The sequence below is a fragment of the Marinobacter goseongensis genome, assembly GCF_023156235.1.
GTDB lineage: Bacteria > Pseudomonadota > Gammaproteobacteria > Pseudomonadales > Oleiphilaceae > Marinobacter > Marinobacter goseongensis.
This window is the reverse complement of the sequence record NZ_JAKZAI010000003.1, coordinates 309716-335507: the sequence shown is the minus strand read 5'-3', so window position 1 is coordinate 335507 and position 25792 is coordinate 309716. Positions and strand designations below refer to the sequence as shown.

22 protein-coding genes are annotated in these 25792 nt (G+C 59.6%); 12 read left to right on the top strand and 10 right to left on the bottom strand.

What is annotated here, in order from left to right; all coding sequences use genetic code 11:
• Positions 1 to 7: 7 nt before the first annotated feature.
• Positions 8 to 1111 (bottom strand): enoyl-CoA hydratase/isomerase family protein, encoded by a 1104-nt coding sequence (locus MLC70_RS03430; protein ID WP_248181658.1) that lies wholly within the window; start codon positions 1109 to 1111, stop codon positions 8 to 10.
• A 132-nt stretch (positions 1112 to 1243) separates the two neighbouring features.
• On the opposite strand from MLC70_RS03430, the gene MLC70_RS03425 reads away from it, so the two are divergent.
• On the top strand, positions 1244 to 1576 hold the full coding sequence (locus tag MLC70_RS03425) for a c-type cytochrome (protein ID WP_248181657.1): 333 nt from the start codon (positions 1244 to 1246) through the stop codon (positions 1574 to 1576).
• A gap of 44 nt (positions 1577 to 1620) precedes the next feature.
• Here MLC70_RS03425 and ppnN read toward each other — a convergent pair whose 3' ends face one another.
• On the bottom strand, positions 1621 to 3003 hold the full coding sequence (ppnN, locus tag MLC70_RS03420) for a nucleotide 5'-monophosphate nucleosidase PpnN (protein ID WP_248181656.1): 1383 nt from the start codon (positions 3001 to 3003) through the stop codon (positions 1621 to 1623).
• Between the two features lie 160 nt (positions 3004 to 3163).
• On the opposite strand from ppnN, the gene thiI reads away from it, so the two are divergent.
• Positions 3164 to 4618 (top strand): tRNA uracil 4-sulfurtransferase ThiI, encoded by a 1455-nt coding sequence (gene thiI, locus MLC70_RS03415; RefSeq protein WP_248181655.1) that lies wholly within the window; start codon positions 3164 to 3166, stop codon positions 4616 to 4618.
• Positions 4619 to 4636: 18 nt separating this feature from the next.
• Here the strand turns inward: thiI and MLC70_RS03410 are convergent, their stop codons facing one another.
• The gene (locus MLC70_RS03410) at positions 4637 to 5653 is read right to left on the bottom strand and encodes a histone deacetylase family protein (RefSeq protein WP_248181654.1); all 1017 of its coding nucleotides are present in this window, start codon (positions 5651 to 5653) and stop codon (positions 4637 to 4639) included.
• 177 nt (positions 5654 to 5830) lie between these two features.
• Here MLC70_RS03410 and MLC70_RS03405 point away from each other — a divergent pair, with 177 nt between their 5' ends.
• Positions 5831 to 7285, top strand: coding sequence for an NAD-dependent succinate-semialdehyde dehydrogenase (locus tag MLC70_RS03405; protein WP_248181653.1), 1455 nt, complete (start codon positions 5831 to 5833; stop codon positions 7283 to 7285).
• A 158-nt stretch (positions 7286 to 7443) separates the two neighbouring features.
• Positions 7444 to 9609, top strand: coding sequence for a DNA helicase II (uvrD, locus tag MLC70_RS03400; protein WP_248181652.1), 2166 nt, complete (start codon positions 7444 to 7446; stop codon positions 9607 to 9609).
• A 20-nt stretch (positions 9610 to 9629) separates the two neighbouring features.
• Here the strand turns inward: uvrD and MLC70_RS03395 are convergent, their stop codons facing one another.
• The gene (locus MLC70_RS03395) at positions 9630 to 10031 is read right to left on the bottom strand and encodes an acyl-CoA thioesterase (protein WP_248181651.1); all 402 of its coding nucleotides are present in this window, start codon (positions 10029 to 10031) and stop codon (positions 9630 to 9632) included.
• 194 nt (positions 10032 to 10225) lie between these two features.
• Between MLC70_RS03395 and MLC70_RS03390 the strand changes: the two genes are divergently transcribed.
• From MLC70_RS03390 to phoU, 5 genes are all read left to right on the top strand, one after another.
• The gene (locus MLC70_RS03390) at positions 10226 to 11284 is read left to right on the top strand and encodes a substrate-binding domain-containing protein (protein WP_248181650.1); all 1059 of its coding nucleotides are present in this window, start codon (positions 10226 to 10228) and stop codon (positions 11282 to 11284) included.
• A 149-nt stretch (positions 11285 to 11433) separates the two neighbouring features.
• A complete protein-coding gene (pstC, locus tag MLC70_RS03385) occupies positions 11434 to 12822 on the top strand; it encodes a phosphate ABC transporter permease subunit PstC (protein WP_248181649.1) in 1389 nt (462 codons plus the stop codon).
• Positions 12815 to 14092, top strand: a complete 1278-nt coding sequence (gene pstA / locus MLC70_RS03380) for a phosphate ABC transporter permease PstA (protein ID WP_248181648.1) — start codon at positions 12815 to 12817, stop codon at positions 14090 to 14092. The genes pstC and pstA overlap by 8 nt, the downstream gene beginning before the upstream one ends.
• 11 nt (positions 14093 to 14103) lie before the next feature.
• Entirely contained in the window at positions 14104 to 14991 is an 888-nt protein-coding gene (pstB, locus tag MLC70_RS03375; protein WP_248181647.1) for a phosphate ABC transporter ATP-binding protein PstB, read from the top strand.
• Positions 14992 to 15024: 33 nt separating this feature from the next.
• Entirely contained in the window at positions 15025 to 15747 is a 723-nt protein-coding gene (gene phoU, locus MLC70_RS03370; RefSeq protein WP_248181646.1) for a phosphate signaling complex protein PhoU, read from the top strand.
• Positions 15748 to 15844: 97 nt separating this feature from the next.
• Here the strand turns inward: phoU and MLC70_RS03365 are convergent, their stop codons facing one another.
• The 5 genes from MLC70_RS03365 to mnmH form a co-directional block, all read right to left on the bottom strand.
• Positions 15845 to 16210 carry a histidine triad nucleotide-binding protein gene (locus MLC70_RS03365; protein WP_248181645.1) on the bottom strand — a complete coding sequence of 122 codons (366 nt, stop codon included), beginning with the start codon at positions 16208 to 16210 and terminating at the stop codon, positions 15845 to 15847.
• A gap of 29 nt (positions 16211 to 16239) precedes the next feature.
• Positions 16240 to 17535 carry an FAD-dependent monooxygenase gene (locus MLC70_RS03360; RefSeq protein ID WP_248181644.1) on the bottom strand — a complete coding sequence of 432 codons (1296 nt, stop codon included), beginning with the start codon at positions 17533 to 17535 and terminating at the stop codon, positions 16240 to 16242.
• Positions 17536 to 17623: 88 nt separating this feature from the next.
• The gene (locus MLC70_RS03355) at positions 17624 to 18181 is read right to left on the bottom strand and encodes an aminoacyl-tRNA deacylase (protein ID WP_248181643.1); all 558 of its coding nucleotides are present in this window, start codon (positions 18179 to 18181) and stop codon (positions 17624 to 17626) included.
• Positions 18182 to 18333: 152 nt separating this feature from the next.
• On the bottom strand, positions 18334 to 19194 hold the full coding sequence (locus MLC70_RS03350; RefSeq protein ID WP_248181642.1) for a mechanosensitive ion channel family protein: 861 nt from the start codon (positions 19192 to 19194) through the stop codon (positions 18334 to 18336).
• A gap of 123 nt (positions 19195 to 19317) precedes the next feature.
• Complete coding sequence (gene mnmH, locus MLC70_RS03345) at positions 19318 to 20412, bottom strand: tRNA 2-selenouridine(34) synthase MnmH (protein ID WP_248181641.1); 1095 nt, start codon at positions 20410 to 20412, stop codon at positions 19318 to 19320.
• An 88-nt stretch (positions 20413 to 20500) separates the two neighbouring features.
• On the opposite strand from mnmH, the gene MLC70_RS03340 reads away from it, so the two are divergent.
• On the top strand, positions 20501 to 21175 hold the full coding sequence (locus MLC70_RS03340; protein WP_248181640.1) for a class I SAM-dependent methyltransferase: 675 nt from the start codon (positions 20501 to 20503) through the stop codon (positions 21173 to 21175).
• Positions 21176 to 21589: 414 nt separating this feature from the next.
• On the opposite strand, the gene MLC70_RS03335 is transcribed toward MLC70_RS03340, so the two are convergent.
• Entirely contained in the window at positions 21590 to 22003 is a 414-nt protein-coding gene (locus MLC70_RS03335) for a VanZ family protein (RefSeq protein WP_248181639.1), read from the bottom strand.
• A 96-nt stretch (positions 22004 to 22099) separates the two neighbouring features.
• Here MLC70_RS03335 and cysZ point away from each other — a divergent pair, with 96 nt between their 5' ends.
• On the top strand, positions 22100 to 22858 hold the full coding sequence (gene cysZ / locus MLC70_RS03330) for a sulfate transporter CysZ (protein ID WP_248181638.1): 759 nt from the start codon (positions 22100 to 22102) through the stop codon (positions 22856 to 22858).
• 68 nt (positions 22859 to 22926) lie between these two features.
• Positions 22927 to 25788, top strand: coding sequence for an RNA polymerase-associated protein RapA (gene rapA / locus MLC70_RS03325; RefSeq protein WP_248181637.1), 2862 nt, complete (start codon positions 22927 to 22929; stop codon positions 25786 to 25788).
• Positions 25789 to 25792: the final 4 nt, after the last annotated feature.

Below are 25792 nucleotides of genomic sequence, written 5' to 3'. Positions count from 1 at the left end.
GTGCAGCTCAATCGAGCTGCATTGGATCCGTCTCGTCGTCCCATTCCGGCAGGAAGTGGGCATCGATCACAGCCTGGGGTACCTGGTCGAGTGCTGTGAACGACCATCGGGGCGCCTGGTCACGGTCGATCAGGCGGGCACGGATGCCTTCGGGCAGGTCCGCCCGGCGAGTGCACTCAGTGGCCATGGCCAGCTCCATGCGGAACACGTCCTTGAGCGACATCTGCTGTGCCCGTTTCAACTGGGTCCACACCAGCCACATGGATAACGGACAGCCGGTTCGAAGGTTGTGCACCGCCGCCTGCCACCAGTCGCTGCTGATGTCAGCGGAAATCAGGCGATCCACGATTGCTGGCAAGTCGTCGCCGGCACTCAGCCTGGCGATATCCTGTTCATGGGCGGCCAGTTTGCTAGTCTCGAGCGCGCGATAATCCACGGCATTCAGCTGATTGAGCAGGCGAAACAGGCGGTTATCGGTGGCCGCGGGACCGTCGGTCCAACGCTCGCTTTGCAGGCGATCAAGCAGGCTGCTGCGGTCTTCGGGACCGATGGCCATGTCCGCCAGACCTACCCTGATAGCATCCGAGGCATTGAGGCGGCAGCCGGTCAATCCCATGAACAGACCGAGGCGCCCCGGCAGACGGTTCAGAAACCAGCTGGCGCCGACATCGGGAAACAGGCCGATGGCAACTTCCGGCATGGCCATGGTTATCTCCGGGGTGATCAGTCGGTACCGGCAGCCGGTGAGCAGTCCCAGACCCCCGCCCATGATGACCCCGTGGCCAATCCCCACCACCGGTTTCGGGAACCGGTGAAGGCTGTAGTCGAGCCGGTACTCCCGGGTAAAGAAATCCGCTGCCGGAGCAGACTCATCGGCGTTGATGATCCCATCGTATAACTGCGTGATGTCGCCGCCTGCACAGAAGGCGCGTTCACCGGCACCTTGCAGAACCACCAGCGCAATGCCGTCATCCTCGGCCCAGGCGTCCAGGGTGCGCTGAGCTTCGATGATCATGTCAACAGAGAGCGCATTCAGGGTGGCGGGCGAGTCCAGAGTGATCAGGCCGATCCGGCCTTCCAGGCAATCAAGTTCTTGCACCTTGATGGGCATGTTCAGATCTCCGCATGGCCTTGGGATAATGCATTTAAGGTTCCAGGGCACTGTGCTATAAGTTCAAGCTGTTCGATGTCTGGCACGTGGTTGTCGGATGCCGACAACCATAACGATGAGAGGGTAAAACCAATGAGTTTGAAACACTATACCATTGCCGGGTTGTTTGCACTTGGCGCCCTGATGCCTGCGGCAGCCGCGGCAGGCGACGCGGAAGCGGGCAAGGCCAGGGCTGCAGTTTGCGCCGCGTGTCACGGTAAAGACGGTATTGCTGCGATTCCGGGCTATCCAAATCTGGCGGGGCAGAATGAGCAGTACCTGATCTCAGCCCTGAAGGCCTACAAGAACAAACAGCGTTCCGGTGGTCAGGCTGCCATCATGCAGGGTCAGGCCATGGCCCTGAGCGATGACGACATTGCCAACCTCGCCGCCTACTACGCCAGCCTCCCTGCAGGCGGTCAGTAATTACCTTCTGATGCCTTTCGCCATCGGAGGTCAGTCGGGCCGGCTCAGGCCGCCCCGCTGACAATCCGGTAACTGGGTTTGTAGGCGCTGGAACCGGGCAGCTTCATCCGGTCCTGGGCCACAAACTGTTCCAGCATCGCCTCCAGGGGTCTGATCAGGCTGGGGTCGCCGGCAATCTCGAACGGTCCTCTCTCCTGCACCTGGCGAATGCCATTTTCTTTCACGTTGCCCGCAACGATTCCGCTGAATGCCTTGCGCAGGTTGGCCGCGATCATGTGCACCGGCTGGTCGCGGTGCAGCTCCAGTGCACGCATGTTGTCGTGGTCGGGCTCGAACGGCAGTTGGAAGACCGGATCGATTTTCAGCATCCAGTTGAAGTAGTAGGCGTCCTGCATGGCGCGGCGGAAGGTTTCCACCTCTTTCATGCCCTGTTTCATGGTCTGGGCGACCCGGTCCGGGTCATCAATGATGATGTCGTATTTGCTGGCGGCTTCGTCACCCAGGGCGTTGCGGATGAAACTGTCGATCATCTCAAAGTATTCGGCGTTTTCCTGTTGCCCGGTAAACACCACCGGGAAGGGCAGGTCCGCGTTGTCCGGGTGCAACAGGATGCCAAGCAGGTACAGGATTTCTTCCGCCGTGCCCACGCCACCGGGGAACACGATGACCCCGTGCCCGGTGCGCACGAACGCCTCCAGACGTTTCTCGATGTCCGGCAGGATTACCAGCTCGTTGACGATGGGGTTGGGCGCTTCGGCACCAATAATGCCGGGCTCTGTCAGGCCGATGTAGCGCCCGTTTTTCACCCGTTGTTTGGCATGGCCAATGGTGGCGCCTTTCATCGGGCCCTTCATGGCCCCGGGGCCGCAACCCGTGCAGATGCTCAGGCCCCGCAGCCCGAGCTGGTGGCCCACTTCCTTGCTGTACTGATATTCCCGCTGATTGATGGAGTGTCCACCCCAGCACACCACCAGATCCGGCTGCCGGCCGGCCTGGAGTACCCGGGCGTTGCGAAGGATGTGGAAGATCAGGTTGGTGATATCCTCCGGATCGTCGCGGCGGAAGCCCGCGGCGGACTGGGGAATCGAGTACGAATAGATGATGTCTCGCAACACCGAGAACAGGTGCTCCCGGATCGCCCGAAGCATCTCACCGTCCACAAAGGCGTGGGCAGGGGCGTTCACCAGCTCCAGTTTCAGCCCGCGCGGCTGGGGCACGAGGCGCACATCAAAGTCGGCGTGGGCTTCCATCAGTGTTTTGCAGTCGTCGGTTTCAACCCCGGTGTTCAGCACCGCCAGGGCACACTGGCGGAACAACCGGTAGAGACCACCCTCGCTTTTGTCTTTCAGTCGATTGACTTCGTGGTTGGAAAGAATTTCAAGACTGCCCTCGGGAGATACCAGGGCATTGATGGTCGCTTCGGTCATCTACGGTAAAACTCCTGAACGTTATACAGGGATGAATGCAGGGGCGGGCGCTCGGGCCGGTTTTAATCTTGTTTCGGCAATGCCTGATTTTAAGGCCCCCGCCAAAAACGTTAGACTAAGCCCATTCCGATCAATACGCCACCCGACCTGATTCCGATTTATGAAGCTGCTGATTCGCCCCGCTCCTGAAGTTGCCATCAAAAGTAAGCCCGTTCGTCGACAGCAGATGCGTTACCTGCGTCAGAACATCCGCAAGATTCTCGCCCGCCTGGACGCCGACATCCGTGTGGATGGCAGCTGGGACCGTGTTGATGTGGCCGTGCCGGAAGGCCGCGGCCTGTCGGGGCTGGTGATCGACGAACTACTGCGGATTCCGGGCATTTCCACCATTCAGGAAATCGGCGTGTTCCCGTTTGTCAGTATGGACGATGTTGCGGAGAAGGCTGTTGCTGCCTTTGGCGAACGACTTCGGGGCAAAACCTTTGCGGTACGGGTGCGGCGCCATGGTGATCAGGATTTCCGCTCCATTGATCTGGAGCGGGAAGTGGGTGGGGCACTGACGCAGCGCGCCCGCCCGAGGGGCGTGGACCTGAGATCGCCCGAGGTGGAAGTGCGCATCGAGGTGCAGGATGATCATTTTCACATTGCCCATCGCCGCCACCGTGGCCTGGGTGGCTACCCGTTCGGTAGCGTGGAAACGGTGATGACACTGGTGTCCGGTGGTTATGATTCCTCGGTTGCGGCCTACCTGATGATGCGCCGCGGTTTGCGCAGCCACTTCCTGTTTTTCAATCTTGGCGGCACCGCCCATGAGGTGGGCGTGCGGCAGGTGGTGCATTACCTCTGGTCCCGCTACGGTTCATCCCACGGTGCAAAATTCGTTTCCGTGCCGTTCGAGGGGGTAGTGGCGGAAATCATGCGCAGCGTCAATCACCGCCATTGGGGCGTGGTGCTCAAACGTCAGATGCTCAAGGCGGCCTCGGCCATCGCGCAACAGAACAATGCCATCGGTCTGGTGACCGGCGATGCGGTAGCCCAGGTCTCGAGCCAGACCCTGACCAACCTGAACGTGGTGGACCGTGCCAGCGAGGACGTGGTGCTGCGCCCGTTGGTGAGCATGGACAAGGAGGCCATCATTGCCTTGGCGCGGGAGATCGGAACCGAAGCCTACGCGCGGACCATGCCGGAATATTGTGGAGTGATTTCCCAGAAGCCCGTTACGCGCGCGAGGTTGCATCGGGTGGAAGAGGACGAAGCACTGATGGATGCGGCGGTGTTGCAGCAGGCCATCGATAACCGCCAGGACACGCCGGTCGCCCGCCTGCTGGAAACCACCACTACGCCGGAAGAGGTGGAACTGGTGCACACGCCGGAGGTGGATGACATCATCATCGACGTGCGTCACCCGGCCGAGGGCGAGCAGTCACCGCTGCGGATGACCAACAACCACGTCATTCAGATTCCGTTTTACGAGCTCAACCGGGAAATCGCTGCGCTGGAAGCCGACAAACAGTACCTGCTGTATTGCGATCGCGGCACCATGAGCCGCATGCATGCCGGTCATCTGAAGGCCGGAGGCCACACCAACATCAAGGTGTACGCCCCGGCGTCGTGAGTGAGCGACAGGGCAGTATCAGCCCTGCAGGCCCTTGAAGAATTGCTGGACATTGGCGCTCAGCGTCTCCAGGTCGTAACCGCCTTCCTGCACCACCAGGGTGGGCAGGCCGGTCTGGCGCAGATGGCTGCCAAGGCGTGCGAAGCCCTCGGAGGTCACCGAGACCTTGGCCTGGGGGTCGTCCTTGTAGATATCAAAGCCGAGGGTCAGCACCATGGCATCCGGCTGGAACAGGCGGATGGCGGCCAGCGCTTCGTCCAGCTTGTAGAAGAAATCCTCCTCGGACGATCCGTGGGGCATAGGCAGATTGATGTTGTAGCCGTACCCTTCGCCCTCGCCACGCTCGTCTTCGAAGCCGCTCACCACCGGGTAGAAGTTGGTGGGGTCTCCGTGGATCGAGATGTACAGCACGTCACTGCGGTTGTAGAAAATCTCCTGAATGCCCTGGCCGTGATGCATGTCGGTATCGAGAATGACGATCCGTGGAAAACGGCTCTTCATATGCTCGGCCGCAATGGCGGCGTTATTAAGGTAGCAGAAGCCACCGGCGGCATCCTTGCGGGCGTGGTGACCGGGCGGGCGGCACACCGCGTAGGAGGTGCGTTCACCGGCAATCAGCGCATCGGCCGCGCCGAGGGCGGTCTGGGCGGACCAATAGGCAGCGCTCCAGGTATTGGCACCGATGGGGCAGCTGCCATCCGCAAGATAGCGGGCGGCCTCTGCCAAAATGCCCTTCATAGCATTGGGCGAGCGCACGAAGATGTTGGACATGACTTCCTCGCCCCAGTCTTCCGGGATTTCCATCCAGCGCCGATGGGCCGATTCCAGAAACCGCAGGTAGCCCAGATCGTGAACCTTGGAAATGGGCCCGGCGCCCTGATCGGCCGGCTGCAGTACCGGAACGCCCATTGCCTTGAGGCCTTCCAGCATGTGGCCGGTGCGATCGGGGACTTCCTGAGGCTGGCGCATCTGACCACGGGTGAAGTAGGTTCTGGGGATGTGCTGGTCCTGCGCTGAGTGGAAAAATGCTTTCATCTACCGGCCTCCTGAATCAATCATTCTTCGAGTATAAGCAGTTAAACCGGGTGGTCAAAACACCATGGTGTGACTTTACAGCCCGTGCTTCTGCATCCACTATGGAAGGCATACCTGTGAGATGCAAACACCCATTGAGAGCTGACAGATAGCAGCCTATCAACGAAAGGAGCCGAGATGATCGAGTCACCCCTGCTTGACAAGCTGACTGGCTACATCGGCGGTCGCTGGTCCGATTCCTCCGAGGGCAACACTTTTGACGTCTACAACCCCGCCACCGGCGAGGTTATTGCCAAAGTGCCCTCCATGTCAGAGGCGGATGTGGTGGCCGCGGTCGAGGCGGGCAAGTCCGCACTCCGGCTGACCAGTCCCTACACCCTGGAAACCCGCCGCACATGGCTCGAGGGTATTCGCGACGCGTTGAGAGAGCACAAGGAAGAAGTGGGCCGTATCCTGTGCATGGAGCACGGCAAGCCGCTCAAGGAAGCGCAGGGCGAGGTGGATTACGCCGCCGGCTTCTTCGATTATTGCTCCAAGCATATTCAGGCGCTGGACGCCCACACCCTGACGGAAAAGCCCAAAGACTGCACCTGGACGGTTCATTACCGCCCCATCGGCGTCGCCGGGCTGATTACGCCGTGGAATTTTCCTATCGGCATGATTGCCAAGAAATTGTCTGCGGCCCTGGCGGCCGGCTGTCCCTCGGTGATCAAACCCGCCAGCGAAACGCCGCTGACCATGGTTGCCCTGTTCCGGTTGATGGACAAGTACGTGGACATGCCCGATGGCATGGTCAATCTGGTGATGGGTAAAGCCAGCGTGATCGGCAAGGTGCTGTGTGAAAGCCCCGACGTGCCGATGCTGAGCTTCACCGGCTCCACTGAAGTGGGTCGCAAACTGGTGGTCGACACCGCCGAACAGGTGAAGAAGCTGGCGCTTGAGCTGGGCGGCAACGCCCCGTTCATCGTGTTTGATGACGCCGACCTGGATTCCGCCGCTGACAATCTGATCGCCAACAAATTCCGTGGCGGCGGCCAGACCTGCGTCTGCGCCAACCGGATTTTCGTGCATGAGAAAGTAGCTGACGCTTTTGGCGAGAAGCTCGCAGCGCGGGTCAACAAGATGAATGTGGGTAATGGTTTGACGGAAGACGTGGATCTCGGTCCGCTGATCAACCAGGCCGGCTTCGACAAGGTCAAACGTCACCTGGAAGATGCCCTGGCGAACGGCGCCTCGCTGGTTGCCGGCAAGGAACCGGAAGACCTCGGTGACGGCCACCTGTTCTTCCCGCCCACCGTGATCACCGGCGTCACCCGGGACATGTGTTGCTACCGCGAGGAAACTTTCGGCCCACTGGTGCCCATGGCGCTGTTCCGTCGCGAGGAGGAGGTCATCGACGCCGGCAATGACACCGAATTCGGTCTGGCCTCCTACGTGTTCACCAACGACGCCGAGCGCGCCCAGCGCGTTGCCGCCGGCCTGCGGTTTGGCCACTGTGGCTGGAACACCGGCACCGGTCCGACCCCGGAGGCACCGTTTGGGGGCATGAAAGCCTCCGGTATTGGCCGCGAAGGGGGCCTGGAAGGCTTGTTCGAGTTTGTGGAAGCGCAAGCAGTACCCAGAGGTTTTTAAGAGAGAAGTTTTTTCCAAGCCTGAAATGCACGGGGGAGACCTGCTCCCCCGTGCATCCCGCCGAGAGTAAAAGGGCTACCCAAGCCCCGCCGACAAACCCTTTCTTCTCCTGTTATACTTCAACACCTGTTCATTTAACCAGTAGCGATTAAACCCCTATGGATGTCTCCCACATTATCGATGCCCTCAACGACGCCCAACGCGAGGCGGTCACTGCACAGAACGATCACCTGTTGGTGTTGGCGGGCGCCGGTAGTGGCAAGACGCGGGTATTGGTCCATCGGATTGCGTGGTTGATGCAGGTAGATCGGGTGCCACCCACGGGAATTCTCGCGGTCACTTTCACCAATAAAGCGGCAAAAGAGATGCGGTACCGCATCGAGCAGATGATGGACATTCCGGCGCGAGGGCTGTGGTTCGGCACCTTTCACGGCATCGCCCATCGCCTGCTGAGGTCGCACTGGCAGGACGCCGGCCTGCCGGAGAATTTCCAGGTACTCGATAGCGACGACCAGCTGCGGCTGATCAAGCGGGTGATGCGGGAGCTGCAGATTGATGAGAGCCGCTGGCCGCCGAAGCAGGCGCAGTGGTTTATCAACAGCCAGAAAGACGAAGGGCTGCGGGCGGATCATATCCAGGAGAATCCCGGGGACCAGTTCACCTCCACCATGCTGACGGTGTATCGCCAGTACGAAAAGCTGTGCCAGCTCAGTGGCCTGGTGGACTTTGGTGAGTTGCTGCTGCGTTCCCACGAGCTGTGGCTGCATCGGCCCGAATTGCTGGCCCATTACCAGGGCCGCTTCCAGCACATTCTGGTGGACGAGTTCCAGGACACCAACACCATTCAATACGCCTGGCTGCAGGTACTGGCCAGCCACCGTGTACCGCTGACCGTGGTGGGGGACGATGACCAGTCTATCTATGGCTGGCGTGGTGCCAAGATCGAGAATATCCAGCAGTATCAGCGGGATTTCCCCAATTCGCGGCTGGTGCGGCTGGAACAGAATTACCGCTCCACCCAATTGATCCTGAAAGCGGCCAACTCGGTCATTGCCAACAACCAGGGTCGCCTCGGCAAGGAGTTGTGGACCGACGGTCCCGAGGGGGAGCCCATCAGTCTGTATGCGGCGTTCAACGAGCAGGACGAAGCCAACTACATTGCCGACACCATCTCCAGCTGGGTCCAGGATGGCAATCTACGCAGCGAATCCGCCATCCTCTACCGCTCCAACGCCCAGTCCCGGGTGCTGGAAGAATCCCTGATGCGCCAGGGCATTCCTTACCGGGTCTACGGCGGCTTGCGCTTCTACGACCGCCAGGAGATTCGCAATGCGCTGGCGTACCTGCGGCTGGTGCATTACCGCCGCGATGACGCCGCCTTCGAACGGGTGGTGAACATTCCCACGCGGGGCATCGGCGCCAAGAGCCTGGCGGAATTGCGGGAAGTGGCCACCGGCCAGAGCATTTCCCTGTGGGAGGCGGCGGAGCGGTTGCTGGAAGCGGGGCTGATCAAGGGCCGCGCCAAAACCGGCCTGCAATCCTTCATGGCGATCATCCACGACCTGTCGGAGATGGCGGACGACGCTTCCCTGCACGGTTTGATGAAGCAGACCATCGAAGCGAGCGGGCTGAAGGACTACCACGCCAGCGAAAAAGGCGAGAAGGGCCAGGCCCGGGTGGAAAACCTAGAGGAACTGGTCAACGCCCTGTCGGATTTCGAGGTGGAAGAGGGCGTGGATCCGCTGGCGGAATTCATTGCCCAGGCGGCGCTGGACGCCGGCGAGTCCCAGGCAGAATCCCACGAAGACAGCGTGCAGCTGATGACCCTGCACTCCGCCAAGGGCCTGGAATTTCCGCTGGTGTTCCTGGCCGGGGTCGAAGAGGGGTTGTTTCCCCACAGTATGTCCCTGGAAGAGCCGGGGCGCATGGAAGAGGAGCGTCGGCTGGCGTATGTGGGCATTACCCGCGCCATGAAGCAGTTGGTGCTCACCTACGCGGAATCCCGACGGCTGTATGGGCAGGAGAAGTTCAACGCCCTGTCACGGTTCGTGCGGGAGATTCCCGGTGATTGCATTCAGGAAGTGCGGCTGCGCAATACGGTCAGCCGCCCGATGATGATGGAGCGGCCAAACGAGGGCCTGTTCAGCCAGGACTCCGCGGCGCAATCCGGTTTCAGCCTGGGGCAGCGGGTGCGCCACCCGAAGTTTGGCGAGGGCGTGGTGATGAACTCCGAGGGCACCGGCCACCACACCCGCGTTCAGGTCAATTTCGACGAGGGAGCCAAGTGGCTGGTGCTGGCCTATGCGCCGCTGGAAGCCTGCTGATTACGCTAGCATGGGCTGTGTCAGCCCTGCTCAGGCACCTCGCGGATGCGCCCATGTTCGTCAATCGCCACGTACACGAACAGGCCCTCGGTGACCTTGCGTGGGTGCTTTGCGGCGCGGTCTAGCGTCCAGACTTCCACCTTGATCTGCATCGAGCTGCGGCCGATGTCCACCAGTTCGCAGTAACAGCCCACCTGGGAACCCACCCGTAACGGCGACAGAAACTCCATCCGGTCCATGGCCACGGTGGCATTGCGGCCGAGGGAAATCCGGCCCGCCATGGTGGCGGCGGCAATGTCCATCTGTTTGACCAGCCAGCCGGCGAACACATCGCCATTGGCGTTGGTGTCAGAAGGAAGGGGCACTACCTGAAGCGTGAGGTCGCCTCGCGGGGTGGGTTTGTCGTCGTCGAGCGCTGTCATGGAACCTGCCTTTTTTTACTGCTCAGAATTGTTATACCCGCATGTTAGCGGGCTGCGGGCAGTCTGCAAGAAAATTTGCACGCCATGATCTATATTTCAGTGACTGTAATAAAGTTGTCACAGAGCCTCGTTACTCTGCACTCATCGGTAAAGCCAATCCGACAAAAAGTCCAAACGAATAATGGAGACTCAGCGTGATTAAACTGAAAACCGCCCTCACAACCGTAGCACTGGCAGGCAGCATTGCCGCCGTATCAGCGCCGGCCATGGCCCGCGACACCATCAATATCGTCGGCTCTTCTACCGTTTACCCGTTCGCGACCGTGGTTGCCGAGCGTTTTGGTCGCAACACTGACTTTCCGACTCCGAAACTGGAATCTACCGGTTCCGGCGGCGGCCTGAAGCTGTTTTGTGAAGGTGTTGGTACCCAGCATCCGGATATCACCAACGCTTCACGCCGCATGAAGTCCAGCGAATTCGAACTGTGCCAGTCTAACGGCGTCAAGGAAATCACCGAAGTACGCATCGGTGCTGACGGCATCGTCATCGCCAACTCCAAGGATGCGGTCAAGGCTGACTTCAGTCTGGAGCAGATTTTCCTGGCGCTGGCCAAAGAAGTTCCCGATCCCAATGGCGGTGACAAGCTGGTTTCGAACCCCTACGAGAAGTGGAGCGACATCGACGCCAGCCTGCCAAACAAGGCCATCAGCGTAATGGGCCCCCCTCCGACCTCAGGTACCCGAGACGCGTTTGTTGAGCTTGCAATGGAAGGTGGATGCAAGCAGTTCGATATGATTGCACAGATGGAAGACGAGAACGAAGACAAGTTCAAAAGCGTCTGCCACAGCATGCGTGAAGACGGTCCGTTCGTCGAAGCCGGTGAAAATGACAACCTGATTGTTCAGCGTCTGGCGCAGGATTCAGGCACCTACGGGATCTTCGGCTACAGCTTCCTGATGGAAAACTCGGGCCAGATCCAGGCCGCAACCATCAACGGTGTCGAGCCCACTCCTGAGAATATTTCAGTCGAAGACTACCCGGTTGCTCGCTCGCTGTGGTTCTACATCAAGAAAGCGCACGTTGGTGTTGTTCCGGGTATCCAGGAATACGTGGCTGAGTTCACCAGCGAGAGCACCTGGGGTGACAACGGCTACCTGGTAGACGTGGGTCTGATTCCTAGCCCGCGCAACGAGCGCATGGCAATTGCTAAGCGTGTCAAGGACCTGCAGTCGATGACTGGCAAAGAACTGTAAGGTTCTTGCAAGGCACGTCATGGATGATGAAGAAGGAACGCGGGCCGCAAGGTCCGCGTTCCTTTATTACATGTGTGTGAATATTTTTGTGCCGCAAACTGGCAAAATAGACGCCGAGTCAACTTCAAGCCATCAATACAGAGACTGATATGCAGACGGCCAATCTTCTGCCCCTGGTTCTGGTTCTCGCCGTGGTTGCCTATGGCCTCGCTTATATGCGATCCCGGGCCGTGGCAGCGCCCCTGGGCGGCATCCGGAATCTTAAAGCTCTTCCTTTCTACTACGCGACGCGGGCAGCACTCTGGTGCGCGATCCCCGCCCTGTTGGTTCTCGCAGCCTGGGCCGGATTTGAGGGCAAGGTTATCCAGGGGATCGTTATTGCATCGCTGCCCCAGGATGTCTGGCCGGAATCGCCCGGAGAGGCGAGTCTGATACTTTCCCAGATCAGCAACGTGGCGGCAGGGAAGCTGAATCCGGATTTTGTGCCAGACTATATTGTCGGGGCCGCGTCGGTGCTTGAGACGATGGATAATCAAAGCGCGAACTTCAAAGCCGCTCTGGTTTTGCTGGTTGCCGTGTCCGGTGCCGCGTTTGCGTGGACCCGTGTTGCGCCTCACATCAACGCAAGACTCAATGTTGAGACAACGCTTCGTCGCATCTTCTTTGTGTGTGCGGCGTTGGCGGTCCTGACCACGGCAGGTATCGTCTTTTCAGTGATTCTGGAGACCATCCGGTTCTTCGGTCGGGTACCGATCAGTGATTTTCTGTTCAGCACCAGTTGGAGTCCCCAGACAGCCTTGCGGGCTGATCAGGTGGGATCTGAAGGGGCGTTCGGTGTCATCCCGCTGTTTACCGGCACCTTGTTGATTTCGGCCATCGCACTGTTGGTCGCCGTGCCCGTTGGCCTGCTGTCAGCCATCTACCTGTCTGAATACGCCAGCAAGCGGGTGCGTTCTACCGCAAAACCGGTGCTGGAAATGCTGGCGGGCATTCCGACCGTTGTTTACGGTTTCTTTGCGGCACTGACCGTAGCTCCGTTTATCCGCGATCTTGCGGAAATGGTGGGCCTGGAGGCGTCTTCCCAGAGTGCGTTGGCTGCGGGCCTGGTGATGGGCATTATGATTGTGCCGTTCGTGTCCTCGCTCTCTGACGACGTCATCAATGCGGTTCCCCAAGCGATGCGAGACGGTTCGCTGGCGTTGGGCGCGACCCAGTCCGAAACCATGAAAAAGGTTATTTTCCCCGCCGCACTGCCGGGGATCATTGGCGGCATCCTGCTGGCCGCGTCCCGCGCCATCGGCGAGACCATGATCGTGGTGATGGCAGCGGGCCTTGCCGCAAATCTGACCGCCAACCCTCTGGAGTCGGTAACGACCGTGACTGTGCAGATTGCAACGCTGTTGGTGGGTGACCAGGAGTTCGACAGTGCCAAGACCCTGTCTGCATTTGCCCTGGGTATGCTGTTGTTCATCGTCACGCTGCTGCTGAACGTGGTAGCCCTCAAGATCGTTCGCAAGTATAGGGAACAGTATGACTGATCAACGTTCTCAGGCGGAGATTGTCCGCAACTCCCTCAAGCGCCGCTATCGCAAGGAACGCCGGTTCCGGTTGTATGGCATGCTGGCGATTTTCATTGCCCTTGCCTCCCTGGCCATTCTTTTTGCCGACATTATCAGCAAAGGTCACACCGGCTTCGTCAAGACCACTATTACGCTGGATGTGACTCTTGATTCCGAAACGATGTATCTCGACGACCCCACGGACGAGGATCAGCTGTCCATGGCTGACTTCGTTGCGCCCATCATTGCGGCCCTGCAAGCGCATATTCCCGAGGCTGACAGCGCTGGTGAGAAACGGGAGTTAGGCCGATTGATCGGCACCTATGGCGCCAGCGAGATTCGTGATCTACTGAAAGATAATCCGGGTTTGCTGAACACCACTCAGACCATGGAGTTCCTGGCGCACGACAGGGTCTCGACTTACGTCAAGCACGCGGATAACCCGCGGTACAGCGTGAAACTGTCGGATCAGCAGCAACGCTGGGTGGATCAGCTGCAGGCAAAAGGTGTTATCGATACCGGCTTCAACGATGTGCTGTTCAGCCGCGGTGACTCCAGAGAGCCTGCCAATGCCGGTATTCTCGGGGCCATTGTCGGTTCTCTGCTGACCATGCTGGTGACGCTGGCCATCGCGTTTCCCGTCGGTATTGCCGCCGCGGTCTATCTGGAGGAATTTGCGCCCCAGAACAGGATTACCGACTTTATCGAGGTCAATATCAATAACCTGGCTGCGGTGCCGTCGATCATTTTCGGTCTGCTTGGCCTGGCGGTCTTTATTGGGCTCTTCGGCATGCCGCGCTCGGTTCCGGTGGTAGGTGGCATGGTATTGGCGCTGATGACACTGCCAACCATCATCATTTCCGGAAGGGCAGCAATCAAGAGCGTGCCGCCCTCCATTCGCGAGGCCGCAGAGGGTGTTGGCGCCTCCAAGATGCAGGTGGTGCTCCATCACGTGATACCTCTGGCCATGCCGGGCATGCTCACCGGTTCGATCATCGGGATGGCTCAGGCACTCGGCGAGACGGCGCCATTATTGCTGATTGGCATGGTGGCTTTCATCGTGGATGTGCCCAGTGGCTTTCTCGATTCAGCGACCGTATTGCCGGTACAGATATACCTCTGGGCCAGCAGCTCTGAACAAGGCTTCATCGAGCTGGCGTCCGCCGGCATCATGGTGCTGCTTACCTTCATGATCACTATGAACGCACTCGCCATCTGGCTCCGTAAACGTCTTGAGCGTCGGTGGTAAGGAGATTATTAATGAATACTATGAACCCAGCCGTAACCAGCGAAGCCGATATGCCTGAAGAAACGATTGCCCCGGTGGATGAAGACAAGCCGGCGGAAACCCTGGTTGAAGAAGGAAAGACCGTGGGTGACCCGTTCTCGGAGAACCCCAAGTTCAAACTTCGTAACGTCGAAGTGTTCTATGGCCAGGACCGGGCCATCAAGAATATCAGTCTGGATATTGGCCGTAACGAAGTGATCGCATTTATCGGTCCGTCGGGTTGCGGTAAATCAACGTTTCTCCGGTGCCTGAACCGGATGAACGATAGTATCGACATCTGTCGGGTCAAAGGTCAGTTGTCCATTGACGACCATGATATTTACGATCCGAAGCGCGATGTTGTGGAGTTGCGGGCCCGAGTTGGCATGGTGTTCCAGAAACCCAATCCGTTCCCCAAGTCGATCTATGACAACGTGGCCTATGGCCCGCGCATTCACGGCCTGGCGAACCGCAAGTCGGATCTGGACGAAATCGTCGAGAACAGTCTGCGCAAGGCCGGGCTATGGGATGAAGTGAAAGACCGCCTGGACGCCGTCGCTACCGGCATGTCCGGTGGTCAGCAGCAGCGTTTGTGCATAGCGCGGGCCATCGCTGTCAGCCCGGAAGTGATCCTGATGGACGAGCCCTGCTCGGCGCTGGACCCGATCGCCACCGCGAAAGTGGAAGAGCTGATCTCGGAAATGTCGGAGAGCTACACCATCGTCATCGTGACCCACTCCATGCAACAGGCCGCACGTGTGTCACACCGCACCGCGTATTTTCACCTGGGCCATCTGGTGGAAGTGAACGAGACCACCAAGGTCTTCACTGCGCCCGAGCATGAACTGACGGAATCCTACATCACCGGTCGTTTCGGTTAATCCGGTTATTGCTGAATATTGGAGAACAGAGCTATGCCAACCAAAAAGGACGACGTTTACGGCGACCACATTTCCCACAAGTTCAACGATGAACTGATGGAGCTCAAAACCGAGTTCCTGAAAATGGGCGGGATGGTTGAGACACAGGTGGACCGTGCGATTCATGCATTGGTGGACAATGATGGCCACCTGGCGGACGAAGTACGTGCCGGTGATAAGAAAGTCGACCAGATGGAAATGGACATCGACGAAGAGGCTACCCTGATCATTGCCCGTCGTCAGCCTACGGCCCGGGATCTCCGGTTGGTGATTTCTGTCATCAAGATGGTCGCGGATCTTGAGCGGGTGGGCGACGAGGCCAAGAAAATCGCCAAGTTCGCCATCAAGCTCAACGAGGAAGGCCAGGCGCCCCGCGGCTACGTGGAAGTCCGCCATATCGGCAACCACGTGCTGAGCATGCTGCACGACGCGCTGGACGCCTTTGCTCGCCTGGACGCTGAGCAGGCGCTGCGGATCATGAAGGAAGACAAGCGTGTTGATGAGGAGTATCAGGCGGCTACACGTACCTTACTGACCTTCATGATGGAAGACACCCGCAACATTTCACGGTGCATGTCGGTGATGTGGGTGCTTCGTGCTCTGGAGCGGGTCGGAGATCATGCCTGCAACATTGCCGAGAACGTGATCTTCATGGTCAAAGGCGAGGACGTTCGTCATACGCCGGTGGAAGAAGCTGAGAAAGTTGTCGGGCGCTGATTTTTCGGGCTTTTGAGCTTGGGGGACGGCCGCTGTCCTAAACAGAAAGACAGCCGCGTTTGCCTCCCCCAAGGTCAGTCCAAACGGTAAAACCCCATCAGGCCTGCTTCATTTTGTCCGTATAAGGCGGCCACCCCAGAGGCTTGCCGGCCAGCACGTGCAGATGGATGTGAAACACCGTCTGCCCGGCGTTCTCGCCGCAGTTCATCACCACGCGATAGCCGTCGTCCGCAAAGCCCTTTTCCCTGGCAATTTTCGCCGCCACTACATACAGGTGACCCACCAGCTCACGATCGCCTTCGGTGATGTCATTGATCGTGGCGATGGGCTTCTTCGGGATTACCAGAAAGTGCACCGGAGCCTGGGGGTTGATGTCGCTGAACGCCAGGCTGATGTCGTCCTCGTAGAGAATGTCTGCCGGAATCTCCCGGTTGATGATCTTGGTGAAAATGGTGTCTGACATGGTGGCTCCTTGATGGTTGTGTGCCGGACTCAGAGCTGTTTCAGCCCTGGTAAGCGGGCCGTGATCTGTTTGAGCATCGCCGGCAGTTCCTCGTCAATGCCCATGGCGTAACGGGCCACGCGGTTGCGGGCGAAGGGCAGGGCGCGGGCGGCGCCGAGGCCGAGGTTGCGCAGCAGGTGAACCGGTGGAATGCGGTTGCTGAACAGGTGGTAGAAGGCATCCATCGCCAGCATCATGCGGCGATTGGCCGGGCGCCGTTGCTGCTCGTAGCGGGCCAGCCACAGCGGATGGGCAAGGTCACCACCGGCACGGTGGGCTTCGCGGATCATCGTTTGCAGGCAAGCGGCGTCCTGGAAGCCCAGGTTCACACCCTGGCCGGCCAGCGGATTGATGGTGTGGGCCGCATCGCCCACCAGCACCACGCGGCCATTGTGGTAGTGCTTGGCGTGCTGCCGCGCGATGGGAAAGCTGGCCCGGGTATCAATGTGGGTCAGCCGCGGCAGATCATCGGGAAACCCCCGCTGGATCGCCAGTATCAGTGCCTCATTATCAAGGGCTTTCAATCGCGCCAGTTCCTCCGGCGAATCGTACCACACCAGAGAGGCCCAACTTTCGCCGGGGTGCGCCGGCCCGGCACTGTGCAGGGGTAAAAAGGCACGGGGACCGGACGGGTGGAACGCCTGCCAGGTGATGTCCTCCACCGGGCCGCCATAGCGTGCGGAAATCACCATGGCCTGCTGGGCATATTGGTCCCGGGTGACGCCGATACCGGCCAGTTCGCGAAGGCGCGACTGGCCACCGTCTGCACCAATCACCAGCTGGCAGCTCAGGGTGTCCCCATTCTCCAGTGTTACCGTGGCCCGGTCGTCGCCGTTGTTTAACGCGGTCACGCCGGTACCCGGCATCAGGGTCACCGACGGCTGGTTCGCGGCGCACTGCCACAAGGCCTGCTGGGTGATGCGGTTTTCCACAATATGGCCCAGGTGGCTGGCGGCCAGTAGGGTGGCGTCGAACACCACTTCGGTGGGCTTGCGGGGGATCAGGGCGCTTAGTGGATGGCGGGTTTCATCCCAGACCGCGAGGCGGCGATACACCGTTGCCCGTAACGCCATGATTTCAGGCCAGGCACCCAATTGTTGCAGGTAGCGTTCACTGCCGGCGCTGAGGGCGGATACCCGGATGTCCGGCGGCGCCTCAGGGTCGTAGCGGGGTGCCGTTTGCTTGTCCACCAGTGCAACGCGAAAGCCATTCTGGCCAAGGCCGGTGGCAAGGGCAGCCCCCACCATGCCGGCACCGACAACAACTATGTCAAAAGCTTGAGTCATAACGGGTTCCTGTCTGAGGCTTCCAGTTTACGCGATGGAAGATTTCAGACAAGCGGCCCGGATCAAGCCGGTGACAGGTTTGCCCGGTTCAGTAACCGGCCAGGCCGGATACCCGGGCTCCGGGTAGCTCATCCGGTTGGCGGCGCCCTTTGACCAGCCACGCCGGCTTTTGCGCGCCGGGCTTCACAAACCCCTGGTTGAGCACCATGGGTTGCACCAGAGTCAGAAAGTCGCTGGTTTTCATGTGCACCGACTCGGTGTGGCTACCGGCGGCAAACGCCAGTTCCGGCTGTTCGGTCAGAGCTTCCGCGCAAAACACCGACATCCCGAACAGGTTGCCGAACGGTGGCATGGCGCCGACTTCACACTCGGGGAAGCGATCCTGGAACTCCTGCTCATCCGCCAGGTCGACGAAATCGGTATCCAGAATGCGCGACAGGCGATCCCAGCGGATGCGCCAGGTGGCGGGCATGACCAGCATGGTCATCTTGCCGTCCAGCTCAATAATGACGGTTTTCACTACCCGGTCGCCGGCAATCTTGACGTGATGGGCGAGTTCCTGGGCAGTAAACGCGGGGGGATGGGACAGGCACATGTATTCCACATCGGCCTGATCGAGGAAATCTTTCAACTGCTGTACCGGCATAGTGACAACCTCCTACCAGCAATGACAGCGAGACTGAGGCCGATGATTGTTCTGTGTCTGGCCCCAATGGCCTGGTGCCTGCCGGAAGGGCTGGCAGGCACCATTAACGTCAGCTTAGTTGAGCCTGTGAAGAATGCGAGTAAGCAAACGTATTATTGAGACGTTTGTCCCGCTTCCGCTCCACTGTGGTTGTAAACGTGCACATCGCGCTGAGGGAACGGAATGGTGAGGCCTTCAGCATCGAATGCCTTCTTGACCTTTTCCTGCATGTCCCAGTAGTACGGCCACAGGTCGTCGGTGGCCACCCATGCGCGGAACATGATGTTGACGGAGTTGTCGCCCAGGCTGCCCACGCAGATGCGCGGTGGCGGATCCATCAGCGAGCGCTCATCTTCCTGGTACAGGCGCCTGCAGATGGCCTTGGCGGTGTCGATATCGTCGTCGTAATGAATCCCGAAGGTCATGTCGCAGCGACGTTTCTCGTAGATGCTGACGTTGACCAGGGTGGCGTTGGACAGGCTGCCGTTGGGGATCACGATACGGCGATTGTCGAAGGTGTTCACGATGGTATACAGAATGCTGATTTCGGCAACGGCACCAAGGTGGCCCTGTGCTTCAATGGTGTCACCCACCTTGAAGGGTTTGAAGATCAGAATCAGTACGCCACCGGCAAAGTTGGACAGGCTGCCCTGCAAGGCCAGGCCCACCGCGAGACCGGCAGCACCGATCACTGCAATGAATGAGGTGGTGGCGATGCCGATCATGGAGGCGGCTGAGATGATCAGCATGATTTTCAGAAGGGCGCCCGTCAGGCCGCAGACGAACTTGTTCAGTGACGGGTCTTTTTCCCCGAGTTTCTTGTCGATCACGCCGACAAATCGCTTGATCAGCCAGAGACCGACCAGCAATGTCACTATGGCGAGGACAACCTTGGGGGCGTAGGTCATGACCAGGGTGATGGCCTGATCCACGATCTCGGACGCGCGCCCATTCGCTCCAAACAACTCTTCCATTCGGGTACTCCTTGCTCTTCGTCAGATTATCAAGTGGTTGATGACAGACTTGTGTTTACAGCAAAGCCGAAGCGTATCCAACTCGCAAGACACTTTCAGGTCTTTTCCGGTTTCGAGCACAAACTAACATTGATTGGCCCAATCGACGATAGTGGCCGGATCGCCCTGGACCACAATACGGCCTTCTTTCTGGCGGAGCTGATAGTCATACATCGGGTCGTAGTATTCCTCCAGCAGTGCGCGGATCCACTCATTATGGCCGCTGGTGTCGCCGTTGTGCTGCTGTTGATCAAGGGCGGCGACCATCCGGTTTCGCAATTGCTGGTGGCGTTCGCCGCCCAGCCGTTTCCGGATCCGGTCCAGTGCGCTGAGCAGGTAATCCTGGAAATTCTGCCAACCCGCCACCTCGCCGTCGCGGGCGGAGTAATCGGCCAGCATGATCTCCACATAGTCCTCGCGAATAATACTGATGCGCTCTTCCATAGGCTGCTCAAGCACCATCAGCGGTGCCTCGGACATCCGCTGTCTGAGCGTATCCGGCAGCGCGCAGCGCCCAACCAGGCGACTCTCGTCTTCCAGATAAATCGGACCGCCAACCCGATGGGTGGCCTTGAGCATGGCCACGGCCAGTCGGTTCTCGAAGTCGATCTGGGAGGGCTGAGGTGTGACTTGCCGGCCGAAGCTGGATCCGCGGTGATTGGCCAGTCCCTCGAGATCCACCGGGTTGGGCAGTTGTTGCAGCACCCGGGTTTTCCCGGTGCCAGTCCGCCCGCTGAGAATGCGGAAATCCGATGAGGTGATCAGCGCTGCGAGGCTGTCGATGAGGAACCGGCGCAGCGCTTTATAGCCGCCTTTGACCAGCGGGTAGTCAATGCCCGCGTCCCGAATCCATTGTTGGGTCAGTCGTGATCGCAAACCACCACGGAAACAGAACAGGTAGCCCTGGGGGTAGCTGGCAATAAAGCGTTTCCAGGCCTCGATTCGCTGGGCCTTGATGTCGCCGGTCACTAATTGATGCCCCAGCTCGATGGCCCGGTCCTGTCCTTTTTCCTTGTAACAGATACCGATCCGATGACGCTCTTCGTCGTTCATCAGTGGCGCATTTTCGGCGCGGGGAAAGCTGCCCTTGCTGAACTCAACCGGTGCCCGCACGTCCATCAGCGGAATGTCGTTCAGGAAAAGGGACAGGAAGTCGTCGGTGTCGGGTCTGGAGGCCATTGAGGTGCCAAGATCGTGAAAAAAATGAGTTTGCAGTATAACGAAGACACTGTTTTTATGCTCGTTTACAGGCCGGCCCGGAGATGTGATGAATCAGCAGCAGCTTGACCACCATTTGCAGAAAACCCTCAGCCGTGGCCGTGTCGCGGTGACCCGGCCGGCCGGGTGTCCGGATATCGGTTTGCATCTGTTTGATCCTGCGGTGCTGGAGGGGCCGCTGAGTCATGAGGAGGCCCAGGCGGTAGTCGGTGAGCCGGCGTACTGGTCCTTTTGTTGGGCCAGTGGACAGGTGCTCGCCCAGTGGATCCTTTCGAATCCGCACCAGGTGGCGGGCAAGCGGGTGCTGGATTTTGGCTCCGGATCCGGCGTGGTCGCGATTGCGGCCGCCATCGCCGGTGCGGCGGAGGCAATTGCCTGTGATATCGACCCGGCTGCGCTGGATGCTGCTGCGGCCAACGCCCGGCTGAATGGGGTGTCGGTGACCTTGTGTGCGGATTGGCGGCAACGATCCGCAACCGTTGATCTGATCACCGCGGCGGACGTGCTCTACGATCCTAACAACCGGCCGTTATTGCAGGCGTTCAGGGCAGCGGCCCCGGAAGTACTGCTGGCGGATTCCCGGTTGCGGGATCTGGGCGATGACCATTATCAGCGGCTTGCGGTGATCGAAGGCCGGACCTGGCCGGATCTCAATGAGTTCGAGGAGTTCAATCAGGTGAGGATCTATCGGGTGGCTGGCGAAATGGCAACCGCAAAAAAATAAAGGGCAACCCGTGTGCTGCCCTTTTCGGAACAGGTCGTCGCATCCGTGCGATGTGTGCAACTGCCGTGTTGCGTTATCCTTGAGCCGCTCCTTGGTGCCAGCCTCCGAGCCGGCGATCCGAATAATTATCCTTTAAGCGAGGCGTCCCTGTGTCCTTGCCTCTCCCTGCATCCAATGCCGGGGTGCGTCCAGTGCGTCGTCCATTTCCCTGTCATCCCTGACGAATCCACTATAGCAATCCTGATCTGACAAACCTGTGACCAATATTCATCATTTTGGCAATGACACAGGTTGTTACAAAAATAAAATATACAAATCAATATGTTGTGAATTTTTAGATTGGCGGGAGCCGAAGAGCTTACACAATGTTTCAGAAATCTCGCACAGTCTTGTGAGAGATATCGCACACGATTTTTAGCGTTTCTCGCACATCCGGTTTTGGGTGGCGTTACCGGTGGTCTTCCACCGGGGCAGACCGGGCCAGGGCAGCAAGCCAATGGCGACCCCGACGGCATCTGCGACCACATCCGCAAGGGAGAAATCACGGTAGGGCAGTTGCGACTGAATAACTTCGATCAGCAATCCGAACGCAATCAGCAGCGGGATGAACCGGATTGGATGGGTCTGTGGCCAGGCCAGCCGTGACAACAAGGTCAGTTCGGCAAAGGCAATCAGGTGATTCACCTTGTCGTAGCTGGATGCGGGTACCGGGTAAGGATCGCTGGTGGTGGCCAGGTACAGAATAGCGACCACGGAGATCAGCAGGGCGGTCCGCCACAGGGGCTGGCAATCGAGAATTCGTGCCAGCTGGCGCTTGAGTGTGTCCATCGGTGGAATCCGGGTGGCCCTCGGGCTGTGGTGAGTGAGGCAACATGATATGCTTTGCGCCCCGTCACTGTCATTGAAGCGGAGGTAATGCCACCTATGTTGAAGGGTAACTTTTTTCGTGGCCTGGGCTACCTCGGCGAGGGATTCCGGCTGATACGTCAGCCCGGCCTGCGCTTGTTCGTGATTATTCCCCTGGTGATCAACGTGCTGTTATTCGGCCTGTTGTTCTATTTCCTGGCGGAACTGTTTGCCGGGATGATCGCTGCGGCCATGGGGTGGCTGCCGGACTGGGCCTGGCTGCAAAGCCTGGACTGGCTGTTCTGGATGCTCTACGGCGTGGTGATCCTGCTGATGCTGGCCTACGGGTTCGTCATTCTGGCAAACCTGATTGGCTCTCCTTTCTACGGCTATCTGGCCGAGCTCACGGAAAAACACCTGACCGGCCAGGAGGTCAGCACCGACGACAGCTGGGGGCAGATCATCCGCGATATTCCCCGCGCGCTCTGGCGTGAGGTGCAGAAAATCCTCTATTACCTGCCGCGGGCCATCGGCCTGCTGATTCTCGGGCTGATACCGGTGGTGAATCTGGTGGCCGCAGCGCTCTGGTTTGCGTTCAACTGCTGGATGATGGCGCTGCAGTACGTGGATTACCCGGCTGACAACCACAAGGTCAGTTTCCCGGCGTTGCGCGGGTTGCTGGGAGATACCCGGCTGTCGGCCTTCGGGTTCGGAATGCCGGTAGCATTGGCGGCCATGGTGCCGGTGCTGAACCTGGTGGTGGTGCCCGCGGCCGTGTGTGGCGCGGCGGCCTACTGGGTTCACGAGAACGGCACCGACCTCAAACCACTCAAGTAGTGGCACTGACCACGGTCACGAACGTAACGAACGTAAAAAAGACTGAATTGAAACGCGACGGAGGTTTCTTGGACGCATCGGATTTTGTCATTGGCCAGCGCTGGGTCAGCCACAGCGATACCGGCCTCGGGCTCGGCATCGTCACTGATATTTCGGGCCGTCGGGTGACGCTGGGTTTCCCCGCTGCCGACGAGGAGCGCACCTACGCCATCGATAATGCGCCCCTGTCACGCATCATTTATCAGATGGGTGAGGAAATCGAGACCTTCGACGGTGAACGCTACGTTGTCCGGGCGGTGGAAGAGCTGGGTGGTGTGTTGATGTACCACGCCGACAACGGTGACGATATCCAGCAGATTTCCGAGGTCAAGCTGAGCAGTTCGGTGAATTTCTCCGCGCCCCATCAACGGCTGTTTGCCGGCCAGTTTGATCGCAACGGCGCCTTCCGCCTGCGGGTGGCCACTCTTCAGCATCAGGAGCGCTTGCGGGCATCCGCCGCACAGGGACTGATCGGCGCCCGTACCCAGCACCTGCCGCACCAGATCTACATTGCCCACGAAGTGGCCAGCCGCCACGCCCCGCGGGTGTTGCTGGCGGATGAGGTGGGTCTGGGCAAAACCATCGAGGCGGGTCTGATACTGCATTATCAGCTGCATACCGGTCGCGCAAAGCGGGCACTGATCGTGGTGCCGGATTCGCTGATCCATCAATGGCTGGTGGAAATGCTGCGGCGTTTCAACCTGCGCTTCTCCATCATCGACCAGGGCCGTTACGACGCCCTCGCCGAGAGCGAGGATGACGTTGATGCACTGATGACCAAAGTGTTTGGTGAATCCTTCGCCAGCAATCCGTTCGAGAGTGATCAGCTGGTGCTGTGCAGCCTGGATTTCCTGATGTCGAGCCCCCAGGCGCAGAAGGATGCGGTCGCCGCCGGCTGGGATCTGATGGTGGTAGACGAAGCCCACCACCTGGCCTGGAGTCCGGAACAGGCCAGCCCCGAATACCGGCTGGTGGAGGACTTGTCTGCGGCCAGCCGTGGCCTGTTGCTGTTGACTGCGACTCCGGAACAGGTGGGGGTGGCCAGTCACTTTGCCCGGCTACGATTGCTGGACCCTGCGCGTTTTCACGATCTTGAGGATTTCCGCGCGGAAGAGCAGCAGTACGAGGCTATCAACCGGGTGGTGCGCCGCCTGCAGGAAAACGACGGCAGCCTCGCCGCGGACGATCGCGCCGCGCTGCAGGACTGGCTCGGGGATGAGCTGGCGATACTGGAAAAGGCACCCGAACCCCAACAGGCCATTATTGACGCCTTGCTGGACCGGCACGGCACCGGACGGGTGCTGTTCCGCAACACCCGCGCGGCGATTCAGGGTTTTCCCCAACGGCGTGCGCTGCCAGTGCCGCTGGCGTGTCCGGACCGCTATCAGCCCCACCGTTTCGGCCTTGAAAACCTGGCGCCGGAGCGGGCGCTGGATGAAGAACAGTGGTTGGCGGAAGACCCGCGGGTCGCCTGGCTGGAGAAAACTCTGGCCAGTCTCAAGCCTGCCAAAGTGGTGGTGATCTGTGCCCACGCCGGCACCGCCATGGCGCTGGAGAGTTACCTGCAGCTACGGGCCGGGATTCGCAGTGCGGCCTTTCATGAACACCTGAGCCTGATCGAACGCGATCGGGCGGCGGCGTATTTCGCCGACAGCGAGCAGGGTGCCCAGGCGCTGATTTGCTCGGAAATCGGCAGCGAGGGCCGCAATTTCCAGTTTGCCCATCATCTGGTGCTGTTCGATCTGCCCGCCAACCCCGACCTGTTGGAACAGCGGATCGGCCGGCTGGATCGAATCGGCCAGTCTGACACCATCGATATTCACATTCCGTATCTGGAAGGCACCGTTCAGGAGGCCCAGTTCCGTTGGTTCCATGAGGGGCTCAACGCGTTCAACGAGAGTTGCTCCGTCGGAGTTGCGGTTCAGGGCACAGTGCAGGCGGCCTGGCTGAGGGTGCTGGGCGGTGAATTCGGCGAGCTGGATACCGTGCTGGCTGATTCCAGGGCCGAGGCTGACCGCCTGCGCACCCTGTTGCAGAATGGTCGCGATGCATTGATCGAGATGAATTCCTGCCGCCGGGACGTGGCCCAGAAGCTGATCAGCCAGATCGAGTCGGAAGAGGGGTCTGCCGCGGTGAGGGATTATATGATGGAGGCCTTCGATATCCTCGGTGTGGATGTGGAAGACCATTCCGAGCACGCCGATGTGCTCAGGCCGGGTGAGCAGTATCACGCCGGCCACGTGTCGGAGCTGCCGGAGGACGGTCTCACCGTCACCTGGAGCCGGCAGCAGGCGCTGGAGCGGGAAGATCTCGCGTTCATGAGCTGGGAACACCCGATGGTGACCGGCGTGATGGACTCAGTAACCAGCTCCGGCCTTGGCAAGGCGGCCCTGGCCAGTCTCTCGGTGAAGGCGCTGCCGGCTGGCACGCTGTTGCTGGAAGTCCTGTTTACGGTGCACTGCCCTGCACCTGAGGCGCTGCAGCTGTCACGCTACCTGCCGGTCTCCCCGCTGCGGCTGCTGGTGGACGTGAATGGTCGCGATCTTTCGGCGGCGCTGCCTCACGATCGATTGAACGATCTGTGCTCGAACATCCGCCGTCGTACCGCCCAGGCCGTTGTGCCCCAGGTTCGTCCCCAGGTGGAAACCATGGTCGATCACGCCGAGCGGCTGGCGCAGCCGCACCTTGAGCCGTTGCGGGACCAGGCGATGACGCAGCTGAGCGAGATGTTCGAGCCGGAGATCCGGCGTCTGGAGGCGCTGCAAAAGGTGAATCCGGCCATTCGCGATGGCGAGATCGGATTCTTCCGCGACCAGTTCGCGGCGGCAAAGTCTGCCATTGATCAGGCCAGTCTCGCGCTGGAGGGTATCCGGGTGATTGTAACTGCCTGATCAT